A 17,063-nucleotide genomic window follows, 5' to 3' on the forward strand; every position below is an offset into this window, starting at 1 on the left:
AGACTCCTCTAAGCCTTACGCCGTAAGCTTTTCACTTCTTTTCAGCAAGCCCTATGTATTTTGTCAAGGCAATATCTCGAAAAATTTTCTGCAACATTTTTGCACCACTGAAGCGATCGACCCAATAAGTTAAATCTCAAAAATTCTTCACCCCCAGCGACACAGAGGGCGTGGAGTAGTCAAGCCAACTTCCCCCCACAGGAACCCCCAACACGAAAAACGCGCCTGACAAGCAGGCGCGTTGGTGGGGTTCCACAGTCGAAATTCCAAATAGAATTACGAACTGAGGGCTTCCGCACCGCCGACAACTTCCAGAATTTCCTGAGTAATTGCCGCTTGACGAGCTTTGTTGTAAGACAGCGTTAACGTGCGAATCAATTCGCTGGCGTTGTCACTGGCGTTGTTCATCGCCGTCATCCGAGCAGCCAGTTCGCTGGCGGCCGCCTCTTGCAGCGCCCGAAGTAACTGGTTCGTCACGTACAGCGGCAACAACGCATCTAAAATTTGGACCGGATCTTGCTCGAAGATCATGTCGCGGGGCAGTTCCGTGCGAGGCACGGGCGCCGGTTCCCGCTGAACCTCAAATTCACCGCCGCGCGTCGTCAGACGGAAGATTTCGTCGTCTTGAGGCGCCAGACCCTGCGGATCGAGGGGAAACAGCGTTTGAACGACGGGTTTCGAGCTAACGAGGGACACGAACTTGGTGTAAATCAACTCCACGCGCTGCACGGCGTCAGAGAGATACAAAGCTCGCAGTTCGTCGTTAATCTGACCAGCTTCCGAAGCGGTGGGAATTTGCGAGAGGTTGGAAAAGGTCGCGCTGATGGGTTGGTTGCGACGTTTGAAGTACTGAATCGCCTTACGACCGATGAGAACGTAAGTGAAGTCTTTCCCTTCTGCTTTCAGTTCCTCGGCGCGAGCTTCAGCCCGACGAATGACGTTGGTATTGTAGCCCCCACACAGACCGCGATCGCCCGAAACGACCACGATGGCCACCGTTTCGACATCTTTGGACTGTAACAGGGGTAAATCCACGTCTTCAAATTGCAGGCGGCTCTGCAATCCATAGAGGACTTGCGCCAAAGCATCGGCGAAGGGACGAGTTCCCATCACCTGTTCTTGGGCGCGACGCACCCGCGCCGCCGCCACGAGACGCATAGCCTCGGTAATTTTGCGCGTGTTTTTGACCGATTTAATTCGATCGCGAATCGCTTTGAGATTAGCCATAACGAAGAATTCAGAACCAGATGTGGGGAATTACGAAGACACCAAGAAGGATTGCTTGTATTCAGCGATCGCTTCTTCGAGCAGTTTGACTGCTTCGTCTTCCAGTTTCTTCGTCGATCGAATGATTTCGCCGTACTTGGGTTTGCTGGTCCGCAGGTACTCGCGCAGTCCTTGGGTAAAGCTCACCACTTTTTCCACCGGAATCTCGTCGAGCAGCCCGTTAACACCCGCGTAAACGATGGCCACTTGCTCTTCCAGGGGCAGCGGCGAACTTTGAGGCTGCTTGAGGATTTCCCGCAAGCGCTTACCGCGAGCCAGTTGTTTCTGAGTCGCCGCGTCGAGGTCGGACGCAAATTGCGAGAACGCCTCGAGTTCGTCGAACTGAGCCAGTTCCAGCTTCATCTTACCCGCCACTTTCTTAATGGCTTTAGTTTGCGCGGCCGAACCCACCCGAGACACGGAAATACCGGGGTTCACCGCCGGACGCTGACCGGAGTTGAACAGGTCGGAGGACAAGAAGATCTGACCGTCGGTAATCGAAATCACGTTGGTGGGGATGTACGCCGAAACGTCGCCCGCTTGGGTTTCGATGATCGGCAGTGCCGTCATGCTACCGCCGCCGAGTTCGTCGTTGAGTTTCGCCGCCCGTTCCAACAAACGAGAGTGGAGGTAGAACACGTCGCCGGGATAGGCTTCGCGACCGGGGGGACGACGCAGCAACAGCGACATTTGACGGTACGCTTGAGCCTGTTTGGAAAGGTCGTCGTAGATAACCAGCGTGGCTTTTCCGTTGTACATGAAGTACTCAGCCATGCTCGCACCCGTGTAGGGCGCCAAGTATTGCAGAGTTGCGGGGTCGCTGGCGTTGGCGGCGACGACGATGGTGTAATCCATCGCGCCCCGTTCTTCGAGAACGCCCACCACTTGCGCCACCGTAGAAGCTTTCTGACCGATGGCCACGTAGACGCAGATCACGTCTTCCGTCTTCTGATTGAGGATAGTGTCGATGGCGATGGCGGTTTTACCCGTTTGACGGTCGCCGATGATCAGCTCCCGCTGGCCGCGGCCGACGGGAATCATGGCGTCGATGGCGGTAATCCCCGTTTGCAGGGGTTCGCAGACGGACTTCCGCTCGATGATGCCGGGGGCCGCCGATTCGATCAGGCGAGTTTCGCTGGTTTCGATGGGGCCTTTGCCGTCGATGGGGCGACCGAGAGAGTCGACCACGCGACCGACGAGGGCTTCGCCTACGGGAACTTGAGCGATTTTTCCGGTGGCGGTCACGGACGATCCTTCTTGAATGTGGATGCCGTCGCCCATCAACACTGCGCCGACGGTATCTTCTTCCAAGTTCAGGGCGATACCGATGGTGCCGTCTTCAAATTCCAACAGCTCGCCAGCCATGGTTTTTTCCAAACCGTAAATGCGGGCGATGCCGTCGCCGACTTGCAGGACAGTACCGACGTTAGAGACTTGAATCTCCTGGTCGTACTCCTGAATCTGTTTTTGAATGATGCTGCTAATTTCGTCCGGTCTGATAGCTACCATTTTCTTGTCTCGTGCGTTGAACGGTTCTTGGTCGAGGCGGCCGTCGTAGAAAACGACCAGTAGAGCTAGAAAGCACCTGTTGGCGTTAGCTCAAACTCAAGCTGAGGCGGCGCAACTGACCGCGCAAGCTGGCATCGAGAACTTGCGAGCCGACGCGAATCACGATACCGCCGATGAGGTCGGGATCGATTTCGATTTCGAGTTCGACATCGCTGGCTCCCGTGAAGGCTTTCACCTTGTCGCGGATGGCGTCTTTTTGGCCGTCGGACAACTCGCCGGCCGAAGTGACTTCGGCCAGAACGATGTTTTTCAGTTGACGCAGCTGTGCTTGATAGTTTTGACAAATATCGTCGAGGAACAGGATGCGACCGCGATCGACGAGAAGCATCAGGAAGTTCAGCGTGTAGCTGTGTACGCTGTCTCCGGCAATCTGACGCAAAACGCTTTTCTTCGATTCGGCCTTGACGATGGGGTTGTCGAGGAACTGCTGTAATTCTTGGGAAGATTGCAACGCCTCGCGCAACATCCCGACGTCTTCTCCCATGCGATCGACGAGATCTTGTTCCCGCGCGATCGACATCAACGCCTTGGCGTAAGGTTCGACGATTTCTCCGGCTGAAATGCCTTTTTTCATTCCTTACCTCCGATTAGGCTGATACTGCGATCGACGATTTGCTCGCGATCGTCGTCCGAGAGGCGCTCTTTGAGATACTGCTGGGAACGCTCCAGCGCCAGGGCGATCGCTCGCTCTCTCAGCTGCGCGGCCGCTCGGCTTTCGTCCGATTTTAGATCTTGGGCGGCGGTGGCTTTCAATCGTTCGATGTCTGCCTGCGCCTCGGCCAAGATTTCTTCTTTGGTGGCTTTGGCTCGTTCTTCGGCGTCGGCTCGGATTTGCTGAGCTTGAGCCTGAGCCTGTTCTAAGCGTTTTTTCGCTTCGGTCAGCTCTTGTTGAGCTTTGCTTGCCTGTTGTTCCGCTTCGCCAATCGCCGTTTCGATGTCACTGCGTCGTTCGTTGAGGATTTTACCGAGAAATCCGCGTCCGAAGTAGTACAGAACGCCGATGACGATGGCGAGGTTGATCAGGTTCGTGCTGAAAATATCAAAATTCAAGCCGAAACCGCCCTCTGCTTCGGCAAGCCACAAAAAAGTCTCCATGATTCTTAACCCATAATCGCTTAACTGCTACGTTTTAACCCCGAGCGGTTCGACGACCGACGAAATGTCGCCCGCCGCCGCGTTTTAGCTTTTGACGAGTTCAGAACCTAGGAGCTTTTCGAGAATTTGTCGGCTGAGCACGTCCACCTGCTGCTCTAACTCGGCCATGGCGGCCTGTTTTTGCTGTTCGATTTCTGCCGCCGCTTTTTCTTTTGCTCGAATCGCTTCTTGTTGCGCTTCGGCGATTTGACCGTTGGCAATTTGGCGAGCGTCTTCTCGGGCCGCCGCGATCGTCTCTTGAGCTTGTTTTCGCGTCGAAGCCAGCTCTTTATCGTACTGCTCGGCAAGCTGTTTGGCTTTGGACAAACGCTCCCGGGCGCTGCGATCGGTAGTACGAATGTAGTCGTCTCGCTCGTCTAAAGCCTTGCTTAGGGGTTTGTAGAAAACCGCGTTCAAAATCGCGACTAAAATCACAAACTGAAGGGCCATTAAGGGCAAGGTCGCGTCGAAGGCGAACAACCCTCCTTCTTGTGCCGTTTCAGTGGCTAGTACGATTGTCGTCCAATGCATTGCGAATGCTTTACCCTCCTTACTGTAGTAAGGGGTCAGCCCGAGCGTTCTCCCGAACGGTGGCCTGACCCCTTTACGTTAACGAACTGTTTATGCGAAGGGGTTCGCAAACAGAAGCACGAGCGCCACCACGAGACCGTAAATGGTGAGTGCTTCCATGAATGCCAAACTCAGCAGCAGCGTACCGCGAATTTTTCCTTCTGCTTCGGGCTGACGAGCAATCCCTTCCACGGCTTGACCAGCCGCGTTACCTTGACCCAAACCCGGGCCGATCGCAGCCAAACCAACAGCCAGACCAGCAGCAACAACGGAAGCAGCAGCAACCAAAGGTTCCATAGTTTTCTCCTTTTGAAATCCAAATGACGAATCAAACAATCAGTGTCTTGGGTTCGAGGCTGAGTCTCGACCACAGACCTCGGGGGCGGGGAGCTATTCGTGCTCTCCGTGTCCCTCCATCGCTTCGCCGATATAGGCAGCCGCGAGGGTAGCGAAAATGAGTGCCTGAATTGCACTCGTAAACAGTCCCAATACCATAACAGGTAAGGGAACGAAAAGTGGCACCAGTAAAACCAAAACGGCTACCACGAGTTCGTCCGCTAAGATGTTACCAAATAGACGGAAACTCAGGGAAAGCGGTTTGGTAAAATCTTCCAAAATGTTAATAGGAAGAAGGATTGGCGTCGGCTCGACGTATCGGGCGAAGTAGCCCAAGCCTTTCTTACTAATTCCTGCGTAAAAATACGCTAAGGAGGTCAGTAAGGCCAGTGCCACGGTGGTGTTGATATCGTTGGTCGGTGCGGCCAGTTCGCTCGCAGGTAGCTCGAAAAGCTTCCACGGAACTAACGCCCCAGACCAGTTTGCCACGAAAATGAATAAAAATAGCGTTCCGACAAAGGGAACCCACGGGCGATACTCTTTTTCCCCAATTTGGTTTTTCGCTAAATCGCGAATGAATTCCAAAGCGTACTCCATGAAATTTTGAAGTCCGCTGGGAACTCTTTGGATATTTCGAGTCGCTAAAACAGAGGCTATCACCAAAACGGTGATTACGAACCAAGAGGTCAGAAAAACTTGTCCGTGAAGTCTCAGGTTACCGATTTCCCAGTACCAATGTTGACCGACCTCCAAGCTCGCCAAGGGGAAAGCCTTAACGGTATTTAGTACGTCCAGCATTTTATTCGATCGATTGACAGGTTGCCTTTATGACTTCACGTCGGGGGCGAAAGTCGCAAACAATACGTAAGTAACGATCGCGACTTTATAGGTCAGAAATCCCAAAAAGACTGGGAGAATCTGCAGCGAGTCTAGCTGGCTGGCCACGACGATCAGTCCGACGAACAGCCCCAGGCGCCCGTTGCCCAATTTCGCTTTGACGTTCCCCAAACGCTCGACGTCTCGGGCCATCATCCTGAGATAAACGAGACCGACTGACGCACCGAGGAGGTAATTCAGGGCAACGTCCCGCGAGTAGGCCAGCCATGCCGAAGTAAAGACGATTCCTGCTAACACTAAGGTGAGTGCAAAGAGTCGGAGTTTGAGTCGGTGATAGTCCGCGTTCGGATCGACCGACTCGGTGGAGGCTGGTGTCGAAGCTGGCTCTGAAGTCGGGGTCTCCCGCTCGACGCGCTTCGGGATCGATCGAGGACTAACGCTGCTGACCTCAGTATCCGATCGACGAAAACGAGGGAGTGTTGTCAAGGGGGGAATATCCTCTTGAAAACGAGGCTGCATAGGCGAAAACACCGACAACGATTTCAGGCGAGAAAGAACGACTCCAACCCACGAAAAGCGATCGCGAGACTCACTTGGGAGCAACAGACTGGCCTCGGGCTGACGAGTAGGAGAGTCTGGACGAATCCAAACCAGATGCAATCATATCACGGTAGGGTAACAATACTTAAAAAAAACGGAATCCCTCGAACTCGTTAGCTAGAAGTCTCTTGAACACCCGTTTTAAGGGGTTTTTGGACTCAGGACAACCAGTTGTCGCTGTTGAAGCGATCGCACGCCGTCGAGGTCGATTTCCACCTTTTCGAGAATTTCGCCAACGGTGCGCTTTCCTCCCTGGCATTCTTGTAAAAAGGCAAACTCTTCCTCGGATAACTCGACGATTTGATAGTTGTAATCGAACAGCGATCGACTCGGCCACCCCTGCAAACAGGGATTGAGTTCGGCCGTCGCCCCTTTGAGTACTTCCTCGTCCTGCCAGTCCCATCGCGCCAGCGGCGCACGACCGAGGAAAAATTCGTAATGAGTCAACTCGGGGTCGAGGAGTTCGATGGTGCGGTATAACTCCCGTTCGCTCAACTGCGCCGCCCGTTCCATCAGTTCGGCATCTTTCCCGATGAGTCGATCGATCTGCCAGTACGCTGGATTGGAAAAGCCTAAAAACCTCAGTTCCGAGGCATCAATTAACTCGAACAGGGTTTCGATATTGTAATCGACCTCTTGCGGGTGCAAATACATATCGGCGAAGTTGGCGTCGCGGTGGTTCTCCAACGCCCAGCGCCGCCGGTCTTCCTGTACGATGCGGTTGTTTTCCGGTAAGGCGGCGAACAGCTTGCGCCCCAACCGCACGCCTTCTTTAAAGTCCCCGCGACGATCGCCCAACAACCGCGCCAAGGCTTGCTGCATTAAATAAATTTCTCGCCGCCCCAGTTCGGCGTAAACGAAGACGTGCATCAGTCCCCCTGGCGCCAGTTTCGAGGCCAAAGCCCGAATTCCTGCAATGGGGTCGGGGAGGTGGTGCAGGACGCCCACGCAATTAATCAGGTCGAACTCTCCCTCGAGGCCATCGACCTCGTACAAACTTAAATGGTGAAACTCCACGCGATCGGCCCCGGACTTCTGACAGCGTTCCCGCGCCACCGCCAGCGCCCCTTCGCTCAAATCGATACCCGTCACCCGCGCCTCGGGATTCAAATGCACTAGGTATTCTGTTCCCACCCCCGTCCCGCAGCCGGCGTCTAAAATTCGCACGGCTTCACTTTCCGGTTTGCGCCCCGTACAGAAGTTATAGGCGGCGACCCAGTTCCAACGCCAGTTGTATCCCGGCGGCGGTTCGTCGAGTAACGGTTCCGGAGGAAACGGGTAAGTATCGTAAAGCCGTCCGACGGCAGCGCTAATCTCGGAATTGAGCGTCATAAATCTGTGAAACTACTGGAGTGAAGGGATTATAGCGACGGGTCGATCGAGAGTGCGATCGAGCGAAACGTTACAAAACTTTGCGTTTTCTCATTTAGATCCTTGCGATCCTTTATGATGTCGCGGTAATTAGGATATTCACGCCTGAAGTTCCCCGAGGCGTTTTGATACATATCTTAACAACGCGAAGCGCCATAAAACAGAAACGTCCCATGCGGACAACAATAATAGGATAGGTAGAAGCGAACGGCCGTTCGCCCCCCTACCCGACCTCCTTTCAAGCCCTGTCGTTTTTATAGAAGTAGCGAATGAGTGTTAAGGCAAGTGGTGGCACGACCCTCGTGCGCCAACAAATCTTCCGAACCGTTCCCGTTTCAACGATCTCCCAAGCCGAACAGCAAGATCGCTATCTGGGGCGGAACGAATTAGGCGAATTAGACACCTTTTTCAAATCCGGCACGAAACGGGTCGAAATCGCCCAAATTCTCACGGCAAAATCAGATTTAATCGTCTCGCGGGCGGCGAACCGCATTTTCACGGGCGGTTCTCCCATGTCCTTCTTGGAAAAGCCCCCCGAACCCGAACCGGCGATGGCGGGTCAGTCTCAATCGAGTACCCTGCAAAGCGTTACCTTCGCCGAAGAAGAGACCAGCATCTTCTCGGGGGTGAAAAACCTCTTCTTCACCCCCAGCAGCGGCCCGACGCCTCCGGGGTTCCGTTCCATCAACGTGGCTCGCTACGGCCCGGCTAACATGACCAAATCCCTGCGGGATTTGAGCTGGTTCTTGCGCTACGTGACCTATGCCATCGTGGCCGGCGACCCCAACATCATCTCGGTGAACGTGCGGGGTCTGCGGGAAATCATCGAAAACGCTTGCTCTTCTGCGGCGACGGTGGTGGCGTTGCAGGAAATGAAAGCGGTTTCTACGAGCTATTTCCGTCAAGATACCGAAGCCAGCGATATCGTTAAACAGTACTTTGACGTACTGCTGACGGAATTCGACGCGCCCACCCCCTCGGACAAACTGCGCCAGCGTCCCTCCAGCGACCAGCAGGGGTTGACATTGCCGCAGATTTATGCTAATGCCGCCGAAGCGCGATCGAAATTCGCGATGAAGCCGGGGATGTCCTTCCGCGAGAAAGAAGACATCGTGAAAGCGGCGTATCGCCAAGTCTTCGAGCGCGACATCACCCGCGCCTACAGCCAAGGCATTTCTTACCTGGAATCTCAGGTGAAGAACGGCGAGATTTCCATGAAGGAATTCGTGCGCCGACTCTGCAAAACCCCCTTGTACCGCAAGCAGTTCGTCGAGCCGTTCATCAACAGTCGCGCCCTGGAACTGGCCTTCCGTCACATCCTGGGACGGGCGCCTTCGTCTCGCGAAGAGGTACAACGGTACTTCGCCATCGTCTCTGAAAGCGGTTGGGCTGCCCTCGTAGACGCCCTCGTGGATTCTCAAGAATACGCGGATTACTTTGGCGAAGAAACGGTTCCCTACCTGCGCGGGTTCGGACAAGAAGCTCAAGAATGCCGCAACTGGGGCGCTCAGTTCGACCTGTTCAAATACAGCGCCCCCTTCCGCAAAGTACCGCAGTTCATCACTCTGTATGCGGACTACGTGCGGCCCCTGCCCGATCGCCATCCTTACGGCGTGGGCAACGACCCCCTCGAAATCCAGTTCGGCGCGATTTTCCCCAAAGAAACGCGATCGCCCAAAAACGCCCCTGCTCCCTTTGGCAAAGACACCCGCCGCATCCTCATCCGTCGCGGTGCGGGTATCGACAACCAATTGAGCAATCCCGGCGCTCGGGGTAAACAACCCGGTTCTCTCGGACCGAAAGTGTTCAAGATGTCTCCGGTTCCCAGCTTCACCACGGGCAACGGCAGCAGCGTCAAATACGCCGAAAGCTCCACGCAAGCTATCATCAAAGCGGCTTACCGTCAGGTCTTCGGCCGCGACGTTTACGAAGGACAGCGGTTGTCGGTGGCGGAAATTCGCTTGGAAAACGGCGATATCACCATGCGGGAGTTCGTGCGGGAAATCGCTAAATCGGAAGCCTTCCGCAAGCAATACTGGACGTCGCTGTACGTTTGTAAGGCGATCGAATACATCCACCGCCGCCTCTTGGGTCGTCCTACCTACGGCCGTCAGGAGATGAATTCCTACTTCGATCTCTGTGCGAAGAAAGGCTTCTATGCCCTCGTAGACACCCTCATCGACAGCCCCGAATACGCAGAAGCCTTCGGTGAGGATACCGTGCCTTACGAGCGCTATTTGACCCCGGCCGGTCAAGTGTTGCGTTCTCTGCGTCCGAGTACCCTCGGCGACAAGGGCATCGTGGTCAAACCGGAACCCGAAGAACCTCGGTTCGTGCAACTGGGAACCCCCAGCGACAGCGAGATGCGGACGGCACCGAACATCGAGTTCCGCGCCTCGCAAGGGGTCAGCCCGCAGCGCCAGCAAACCAAGGTGTTCAAGCTCACCAGCGCCATCGACAAGGTTCAGGTGCAAACGGTGGTTCGCGCGGCGTACCGTCAGGTGTTCGAGCGGGATATCGAGCCTTACGTCACCAAACGGGAATTCACGGAACTGGAAAGCAAGCTGAGCAACCGAGAAATCAACGTCAAAGAGTTCATCGAAGGGTTGGGTTGTTCGGAACTCTATATCCGCCAGTTCTACACGCCTTATCCCAACACCAAGGTTATCGAGTTGGGAACCAAGCATTTCTTGGGTCGCGCTCCCCTCAATCAAGCTGAAATTCGCAAGTACAACCAAATTTTGGCAGCGGAAGGGATTCGCGGGTTCGTCAGTGCGATGGTTAACAGCCCTGAGTACATCGAGGCGTTTGGCGAAGATACGGTTCCGTATCGTCGTTTCCCGACGCTTCCGGCGGCGAACTTCCCCAATACGGAACGTCTGTACAATCAACTGACGAAGCAAAATGACGATTTGGTGGTGCCGAGCTTCGCGCCGGTGACGCCGTTCGGTATCAATTCGTAAGGTCAGTTTTGGGTTAACGGTGCGATCGCTCGGTTCAATGCCGCGATCGCAACCCGCGAGGGGGCGAGTCGGGTGAGGGCTTGTCCCCTCTCCTCATGTCGGGAAAATCGTGGTAAATCTACGGTGGAACTCGACGGGTTTGCCATCAGGGTGCATCGCGAACCGGCTCGGGGAGATTGCCTCGAGGTTGGACAACAAACGGCAAACCGTCAAGACTCGATCGCCTCGGTGTTGAGGAAAAATGGTTTTGCCGTTAACCTCGAAATGCCGAAGCTTCATTGAAAAAGGGCGTCCGATGAGGACGCCCTTTTTCGTTAATTTGGCTTGGGTCGAAATTTTGGGTCGAACCGCCCAGAAACCGAGTTTTTTTCGACTCAAAATTATTGAGCGTCCGGGGTTTCGCTGTCTTCAGAAGCCCCCGCCTCTTGTTGGCGAATGAGTTGCAACTGACGATCGCGAAAACTTTGGGCGGCGTTGTCGAGTTCCGCCTCTTGTCCGGCGACGAATTCATCGAAACTCATTTCCGACCCCATGTTGGCGCGGTGGATGATGTCGAACATATTCAATCCACCTTCGGCTTCAAACTGACTGCGATCGCCAGCGTTGGCGTCGTCAGCAAAGGGATCGTTGGAAATGGGTTCGTTGTAAGTATTGACTTCGGTTTGCGCGTGGGTGTTCAGGGGAGTTAAAATGCCGAGTGCCGCTAGAATTAACGCACTTCCCCACACCACGCGATCGAATCGTAAGGATTTCATCATCAAAATATCCTCAAAAAATCGAACGTGCTACGCACCGCTTGCGCGATCGAGCGACTGAATTAGCTCTATTGTAGTCTTCGGCAAAATTAAGCGAAGCGACGGCGCAACAGCGGCGCGATCGCAGCCAGGGCAACGACAGCAAAGCCCAGCAACACCAAAACCGCCGCCCCAAACGTCACCTCGCCAAAGGGCGCCTGCATGACGACGCTACCCAACCCCCAATTCTCGTGAAGGTAGAGATAGCGAATCGGTTCGATGGCGTAGCTGAGAGGGTTCAAACTGGCCACCCACTGCAACCAAGTCGGCATAAACGAAAGCGGTGCCAAGGCGGTACTGGCAAACAACAGGGGTAAATTCGTGACAAAGATAGCGGCGATGAGTTCCACGTGACCCGGAAGAGCGAACGCCAAACCTAAACTCAACCCCGTTACGCCCAGAATCAGCAATAACAGGATGACGGCGATGGCGCCCAACCCGACGAGATCGGGGAATCCTGCCCCCATAACCGCACCAGCGATTAAAATCGCGGCGGTTTGCAGAAAACTCATAGCGACGATATAAATCGCCGAAGCGGTGACGATGGAAAACCGAGTCGAAAGCGGCGCGACTAGCAGGCGGTTGAGGAAACCGAACTCGCGATCGAACATCACCGGAAGTCCGGCGTTCAACGCCCCCGCAAAGGCGGTAAACACGATGACCCCAGCCCCTAAAAATTCCAGATAGTTCTGACTTTCCTCGAACAGTCCCTCGGGGGCGTTTTGAAACAGCGCCCCGAACAGAACCAGCCACATCAACGGTTGGATAATCCCCGCCATCAACGTCGACGGACGCCGCTGGAGTTGGATGAACAGCCGACGGGTGAGGGCGGTGGTTTCTTGCAGGAAGTCGCCGACGAGATTTCTCGACTCGATTTCAGCGATCGCCGATCGCCCGTTGGCTCGAGTTGGCGTAACAGTCGTACTCATAAGATGAAAAAATCGATGACTGCGGTGTTTTGACAGTTTTTATCAATTTATCAATTTTAACGAAAAAAGCCAGACCCCCCGAAATATTTTCTATCGCGACGATTTTTTCGGGGGATTTATGTTATAGCAATATCAAATAATTCGCGGCAAAATCCCGAATCGGTCTCATCGCTGTGTGAAATTCCCGGCATCTTGGAGATGCCGGGAATCTGGCGAGACAATCGGGTGCATCTCAATGGATGTAAAAATATGAGTTTGCGGTAGGTTGAGTGGAGCGATAGCGAAACCCAACAACAGCTCAATTCAGTGTAGAGACTCCGATCTGATAAATTTACATTTTTGAAATGTACCCAGACAATCGACCAACGGAATGAAGTTTCAACAAGTTATTTACCACAAACAATTTAGGAAAGACCTCGAATTTTATTTAATAATATAAACATAAAAATTATATCACAAATATATAAAATATTGAATCTTTTGATTTTAAAATATATTTAAATTAACAAAAAACAGATAAACGTAGTTTCAAATTGTTTTATTGGTATATGTTAATTAACCCTAAAAACCAAAAAAACCGGATTTCCGATAGAAACCCGGTTCGGTTCAAGTTAGAGAGAAGTTACAGAGAGAAATTTAAAACCCAGTCTTAAAGGACGCTGCTGCTGTCGTTCGCCGTCACCTCAAACGGTGCAGCCTCGCCCGTCAAGCCGTCGCTGAGAACGGGGGTATCATTGAAATCCGTCGCGGTTTCTACCAAAACCCCAGACGCCACAGATTCGATATTTTCAAACGTCATGCGGCTGCGATTGCGACGAGAAGACCCGTTTTCCGAGCCGTTGGTGGTATTAATAAAACTCACCAACCGTCCGAAAATATTGCCGTCGCCGTTTTCCCGCAACAGGTCGATTAACTCGTACACCCCCAATCCCGTCAGCGGGTCGAACACCGTATCCGATCGCTCCGTGAGGATTTGAATCCGCGTATCTTCCGAAGCCGGCGTTTCTTCCTGCACAAACGGTCCGCTGGCGAGGAGAAACTCCGCCAAAGCATCCTGTTCCGACCCAGGATCTGCGGCCGTCGCCGCCCCCGCATCCGTCAGCACGTCCGGCAAATCCACCACGTTCGCAAAACCCGCATTTTCCTCGATAAACTCGGGGAACGGATAGCTGTCGCCGCCACCCGCTAAGAAATTCAAGGTGACGATGCGAATCGATCGATCGGGGTCGCCGAACACTTCTCCGTCAATTACCACCGAATCGACGATTTCGCCGCTGTCGTCAGTAATCGCCAGGGACTGCACCCGCTGTCCCGGCGGTAACGTGGGGTCAAAACTAAACGAGATTCCCCCCACTTGCGGGAACTGTCCCGGCGTCGCCCCCGGTTCAGTGGCCGAAACCCCATGTTCGATAACCGCTTTAAGCTGTTTCGCCGTCAGCGTTAACAGAGTCAGTTCGTTGTTAAACCGCAGAGTGTTTTCAATGTCCAATTGCGAAATTTCCCCGGTTTCTTTCCCCGAAAGCGGGTTGGCTTGGGGCGGAACCAATTCCCCAGAATCTCCCACCACTTCGCCGATGGGGGCGCGAATACCGCCGCCGTTTTTAATCGAAACCTGCACCGTGGGGTCGAACTGTTGCGCCACGAACAGATTGGCGTCCGCCGAAAGATTTCCCAGAGTGGTTTCTTCAGTCCGGACTTTTTCCCGACGTCCTTCAATAAACACCGTGGTTTCGCCGAACACTTGCTGGTCTTTCGCCGTAACAACGCCTTGCACCGCATCGGTGAGAGTTTTCACCGTACCGCCTTTGCGACCGGGGGCGAAGGGGTCGCTTCCCGGTGCCACTTGGTTCCAAACGTCGGTAACGCCTTGGTCGTCCGTGGCGAAGGCACCGCTTTGGTTGGGGTCGATGCTGCTGGGGATGAGAACGCCGTTATCGTCGAATTCCACCACCAGACGACCCACGTAGGAATATTCGCCGTCGGTACTGACGATCGCAGCGGGTTCGCCGTCGGCGTTGGTGGTGATGAAGGGATAGGGACTGACGTCAGCGGTGTCACCTGCACGAAGTCGATCGCTGCTATCGGCGACAATCGTATCGGAACCTCCCGCAATGGCGACGTCTACGCCCCGCAACAGCGGTACGAGTTCCCGTTCCAGTTGAAACTGTTGCAAGTGGGTGACGGTGACGATTTTGTTGACGCCTTGGGCGAGTAGGCTGTCGATGGTCGGTTGTAAAACCCCAGCCAACGCCGTCATATCGTTGGCGTTCGACCCCACCACGGTCACGTCTCCCGTTGAAGAGATGCTTTCCACGAGGGGAGTGGTGGCGCCCACGACGCCGATGCGATCGCCGTTGCGATCGATAATCGTCGCGGGGGCGAATTTGGGGGCGTCAGCAGCCGCTTCGAGATTATCGGGGGTCGAGGCGAACGCCGTATTCGGCAGAATCTCGTCCGTCGCCAACCCGCTTAAATTACTATTAGAAAAGTCTAAATTCGCGCTGAGATAGGGGAACTGAGCGCCCAGCCAGCGCAGGTCACCAAGGCTGTCGCCGCGAATGTCAGTCCCGACGATATCTTCGATCGTGCTAGTTCCAGCATCGAATTCGTGGTTTCCCAGCGCCGAAGCATCGAAACCGATGACGTTCATGTTCGTCACGTCGAGGCGTCCGACTCCTTCGCGGATGTTGTCGAGTTCCACGCCAAAGAAATCGCTGTACACCTGTTGCAAGGTGTCGCGAATCGAGGAGTCTCCCGCAGCGGAGAAAAACGGCCCGGGAATGTAGTTGTCTCCCGCCGAAAGGGTAATGGAGTGAATGCCCTGGTTAGCGGCGTCAATTTCCAAGCCTTCCACCACCGCCGCGAAATTGGGGGCGTCTTGAATGGCGTCTACCCCGCCTTCAAGGTCGGAGGCGTGGAGAATTTGCCATTTGTTCGAGGCGGTGTCTGGCGGTTCGATGGTGTTTTGGGGAGTAATTTCAAACAGAGTCGTGGAACCGCTGACTTCGTTTCCTACCGCCAGGAAGGGTTTACCGTTGGGGCTTTCGCTGGCGGGGATGAATTTAATGCCTTCGGGGGCGAGGTCGTTGTTGGGACTGTCAGTAAAGTCGGTATTGAGGGCGTATTGAACGAAGGTCGGGGCGACGGGATTGGTGACGTCGTACACCATGACGCCGCCAATGCGTTCCAAGCCGATAAAGGCGTAGGTTCGACCGTCGATGACGCCCACATCCACCCCTTCAGGTTCGGGGCCTTTGTCGTCGCTGCGATCGTCGAAACTCTCGGGAGTCCCTTCGGAGTTGAAGACGCTGGGGAACAGTTGGGCGGTGATGCGTTCGAGTTGGTCGCCGCTGTCGTATACGAGGTTGCCGGATTCGTCCCAGATGGAGAACGATCGACCGCCGTAACTGTAGATTCGATCGAAATCCCCATCTCCGTCGGTATCGCCGAGGGTATTGGTGGTTTTCAACCGTCCCAAATTAGACTCAGCTTGCAACTCCGCCGCGTTGGGAAATGCCGTCGGGTCGAGGGTCAAATCGGCTACTCGGACTTCTTCGCTGAAGCCGTCGTAATCTCGCGCATCTCCTTCGTTAGCACTAATGTAATAGGTGTTGCCGTTGACCTGAAAGGATTCGATACCGTCAGGTTGGTACATCCCCAACGTCGGCCAGTTTTGAATGTTGATGGCACCGTCTTCGTTGCTGGCGTCAAAGGCGTTGTTGCTGCTGAGGTGGTCTTTGAAGCCCAGGGGAATAATATTTTCAACGGTGGAACTGGCAAGATCGACAACGGCGAAAGCGTTGTTTTCTTGCAGGGCGACAAAGGCTTTGTCACCCGTGGGGGCAACGGCAATATACTCGGGTTCGAGGTCTTGGGCGACGCTGGCGTTAGGACCGAAGATGCGAACCCCTGCGTTTTCCAGTTCCGCTTGACGGCTGTTGAAGGCTTGGAAATCGGCAGTGCTGACGGTGGCGTTTTCGACCCCAGCACTGATATCGATAATGCTAATCGACCCTTCGGGATCGACGGTGTACTCGTCGTTGGGTTCCCCTTCGTTGGCCACGAGAACCCGCGTTCCGTCGGGGGTGAACGTCACCATGTCGGGGAGGGCGCCCACGGTGACGCGGTTGAGTAAGTTGCCGTTTACGTCGTAGAAGGCGACGAGTCCGGGGGCTTGGGTATCCTCGTTTTCGATGGCTACGGCAACGATACCGTTGGCTACGGCGACGCTGTTAGCCCCCGCACCGAGGGCAGTGGCGTCAATGTCGAACAGTTTGGTGGGAGTGCTGGGCGTGCTGATGTCGAGAACGTCCACTGAGGCGCTGTTGGCGTTGATGACAAACAGCCGTTGCGTTGCCGGATCGTGGGCAACAATTTCTGCTGCACTTTCGTCAATAATTCCGGTTCGGAAGGTACCGATCGGATTGAGTTCGATAGCCATAATTTGGTGTCTGACCCCTCACATAGACCGCAGTTACAGGCGTTGTTATGAGTCGCCCCCAGCAGCTTCTCATCGGGGAATTAACTGCGGTGTATGCTCGGTTTAATTTTGGGTTAATTATTAATTAACTTCATATTATTAGTTAGGTTTTTTGTGAGTTTTTTATACTTTTTTTATTTATTTTAATATTCATATTAGGTGCGATTCGTTCTCACCAAAAGTGGAAGGAAAACTCCTGAAACGTGGGTGGGGC

At 54.2% G+C, this 17,063-nt stretch carries 14 protein-coding genes; 1 reads left to right on the plus strand and 13 read right to left on the minus strand.

Annotated elements, in window-relative coordinates; all coding sequences use genetic code 11:
* Positions 1–276: 276 nt before the first annotated feature.
* The 9 genes from ACP5D4_RS17200 to ACP5D4_RS17240 all read right to left on the minus strand — a co-directional run bounded on the left by ACP5D4_RS17200 (position 277) and on the right by ACP5D4_RS17240 (position 7,644).
* Positions 277–1,227, minus strand: a complete 951-nt coding sequence (locus ACP5D4_RS17200; protein WP_428012844.1) for a F0F1 ATP synthase subunit gamma — start codon at positions 1,225–1,227, stop codon at positions 277–279.
* Between the two features lie 30 nt (positions 1,228–1,257).
* Positions 1,258–2,775 carry a F0F1 ATP synthase subunit alpha gene (gene atpA / locus ACP5D4_RS17205; RefSeq protein WP_428012845.1) on the minus strand — a complete coding sequence of 506 codons (1,518 nt, stop codon included), beginning with the start codon at positions 2,773–2,775 and terminating at the stop codon, positions 1,258–1,260.
* An 85-nt stretch (positions 2,776–2,860) separates the two neighbouring features.
* A complete protein-coding gene (gene atpH / locus ACP5D4_RS17210) occupies positions 2,861–3,409 on the minus strand; it encodes an ATP synthase F1 subunit delta (protein WP_428012846.1) in 549 nt (182 codons plus the stop codon).
* The gene (locus ACP5D4_RS17215) at positions 3,406–3,930 is read right to left on the minus strand and encodes a F0F1 ATP synthase subunit B (RefSeq protein WP_428012847.1); all 525 of its coding nucleotides are present in this window, start codon (positions 3,928–3,930) and stop codon (positions 3,406–3,408) included. The genes atpH and ACP5D4_RS17215 overlap by 4 nt, the downstream gene beginning before the upstream one ends.
* Positions 3,931–4,014: 84 nt before the next feature.
* A complete protein-coding gene (locus ACP5D4_RS17220) occupies positions 4,015–4,500 on the minus strand; it encodes a F0F1 ATP synthase subunit B' (RefSeq protein ID WP_428012848.1) in 486 nt (161 codons plus the stop codon).
* 90 nt (positions 4,501–4,590) lie between these two features.
* Positions 4,591–4,836, minus strand: coding sequence for an ATP synthase F0 subunit C (gene atpE / locus ACP5D4_RS17225; protein WP_428012849.1), 246 nt, complete (start codon positions 4,834–4,836; stop codon positions 4,591–4,593).
* Between the two features lie 93 nt (positions 4,837–4,929).
* Positions 4,930–5,673 carry a F0F1 ATP synthase subunit A gene (atpB, locus tag ACP5D4_RS17230; protein WP_428012850.1) on the minus strand — a complete coding sequence of 248 codons (744 nt, stop codon included), beginning with the start codon at positions 5,671–5,673 and terminating at the stop codon, positions 4,930–4,932.
* A 27-nt stretch (positions 5,674–5,700) separates the two neighbouring features.
* A complete protein-coding gene (locus ACP5D4_RS17235; protein ID WP_428012851.1) occupies positions 5,701–6,231 on the minus strand; it encodes an ATP synthase subunit I in 531 nt (176 codons plus the stop codon).
* A 222-nt stretch (positions 6,232–6,453) separates the two neighbouring features.
* Positions 6,454–7,644: a class I SAM-dependent methyltransferase gene (locus ACP5D4_RS17240; RefSeq protein ID WP_428012852.1), complete on the minus strand. Its 1,191-nt coding sequence runs from the start codon at positions 7,642–7,644 to the stop codon at positions 6,454–6,456.
* A 308-nt stretch (positions 7,645–7,952) separates the two neighbouring features.
* On the opposite strand from ACP5D4_RS17240, the gene ACP5D4_RS17245 reads away from it, so the two are divergent.
* Positions 7,953–10,646 (plus strand): phycobilisome rod-core linker polypeptide, encoded by a 2,694-nt coding sequence (locus ACP5D4_RS17245; RefSeq protein ID WP_428012853.1) that lies wholly within the window; start codon positions 7,953–7,955, stop codon positions 10,644–10,646.
* A 2-nt stretch (positions 10,647–10,648) separates the two neighbouring features.
* Here ACP5D4_RS17245 and ACP5D4_RS17250 read toward each other — a convergent pair whose 3' ends face one another.
* The 4 genes from ACP5D4_RS17250 to ACP5D4_RS17265 all read right to left on the minus strand — a co-directional run bounded on the left by ACP5D4_RS17250 (position 10,649) and on the right by ACP5D4_RS17265 (position 16,810).
* Entirely contained in the window at positions 10,649–10,792 is a 144-nt protein-coding gene (locus ACP5D4_RS17250) for a hypothetical protein (protein ID WP_428012854.1), read from the minus strand.
* A 234-nt stretch (positions 10,793–11,026) separates the two neighbouring features.
* Positions 11,027–11,404, minus strand: a complete 378-nt coding sequence (locus ACP5D4_RS17255; protein WP_428012855.1) for a hypothetical protein — start codon at positions 11,402–11,404, stop codon at positions 11,027–11,029.
* An 86-nt stretch (positions 11,405–11,490) separates the two neighbouring features.
* Complete coding sequence (locus tag ACP5D4_RS17260; RefSeq protein ID WP_428012856.1) at positions 11,491–12,369, minus strand: ABC transporter permease; 879 nt, start codon at positions 12,367–12,369, stop codon at positions 11,491–11,493.
* A 649-nt stretch (positions 12,370–13,018) separates the two neighbouring features.
* The gene (locus ACP5D4_RS17265) at positions 13,019–16,810 is read right to left on the minus strand and encodes a choice-of-anchor I family protein (protein ID WP_428012857.1); all 3,792 of its coding nucleotides are present in this window, start codon (positions 16,808–16,810) and stop codon (positions 13,019–13,021) included.
* Positions 16,811–17,063 lie beyond the last annotated feature (253 nt).

Origin of the sequence: Baaleninema sp. (genome assembly GCF_049974805.1) — a bacterium.
GTDB lineage: Bacteria > Cyanobacteriota > Cyanobacteriia > Cyanobacteriales > Geitlerinemataceae > Baaleninema.

Coding starts and splice junctions, on each gene's coding strand:
- atpE (WP_428012849.1), bottom strand. CDS start 4,836: ATGGAACCTTTGGTTGCTGCTGCTTCCGTTGTTGCTGCTGGTCTGGCT.
- ACP5D4_RS17265 (WP_428012857.1), bottom strand. CDS start 16,810: ATGGCTATCGAACTCAATCCGATCGGTACCTTCCGAACCGGAATTATT.
- atpB (WP_428012850.1), bottom strand. CDS start 5,673: ATGCTGGACGTACTAAATACCGTTAAGGCTTTCCCCTTGGCGAGCTTG.
- ACP5D4_RS17235 (WP_428012851.1), bottom strand. CDS start 6,231: ATGCAGCCTCGTTTTCAAGAGGATATTCCCCCCTTGACAACACTCCCT.
- ACP5D4_RS17220 (WP_428012848.1), bottom strand. CDS start 4,500: ATGCATTGGACGACAATCGTACTAGCCACTGAAACGGCACAAGAAGGA.
- ACP5D4_RS17250 (WP_428012854.1), bottom strand. CDS start 10,792: ATGGCAAACCCGTCGAGTTCCACCGTAGATTTACCACGATTTTCCCGA.
- ACP5D4_RS17240 (WP_428012852.1), bottom strand. CDS start 7,644: ATGACGCTCAATTCCGAGATTAGCGCTGCCGTCGGACGGCTTTACGAT.
- ACP5D4_RS17200 (WP_428012844.1), bottom strand. CDS start 1,227: ATGGCTAATCTCAAAGCGATTCGCGATCGAATTAAATCGGTCAAAAAC.
- ACP5D4_RS17245 (WP_428012853.1), top strand. CDS start 7,953: ATGAGTGTTAAGGCAAGTGGTGGCACGACCCTCGTGCGCCAACAAATC.
- atpH (WP_428012846.1), bottom strand. CDS start 3,409: ATGAAAAAAGGCATTTCAGCCGGAGAAATCGTCGAACCTTACGCCAAG.
- ACP5D4_RS17255 (WP_428012855.1), bottom strand. CDS start 11,404: ATGATGAAATCCTTACGATTCGATCGCGTGGTGTGGGGAAGTGCGTTA.
- atpA (WP_428012845.1), bottom strand. CDS start 2,775: ATGGTAGCTATCAGACCGGACGAAATTAGCAGCATCATTCAAAAACAG.
- ACP5D4_RS17260 (WP_428012856.1), bottom strand. CDS start 12,369: ATGAGTACGACTGTTACGCCAACTCGAGCCAACGGGCGATCGGCGATC.
- ACP5D4_RS17215 (WP_428012847.1), bottom strand. CDS start 3,930: ATGGAGACTTTTTTGTGGCTTGCCGAAGCAGAGGGCGGTTTCGGCTTG.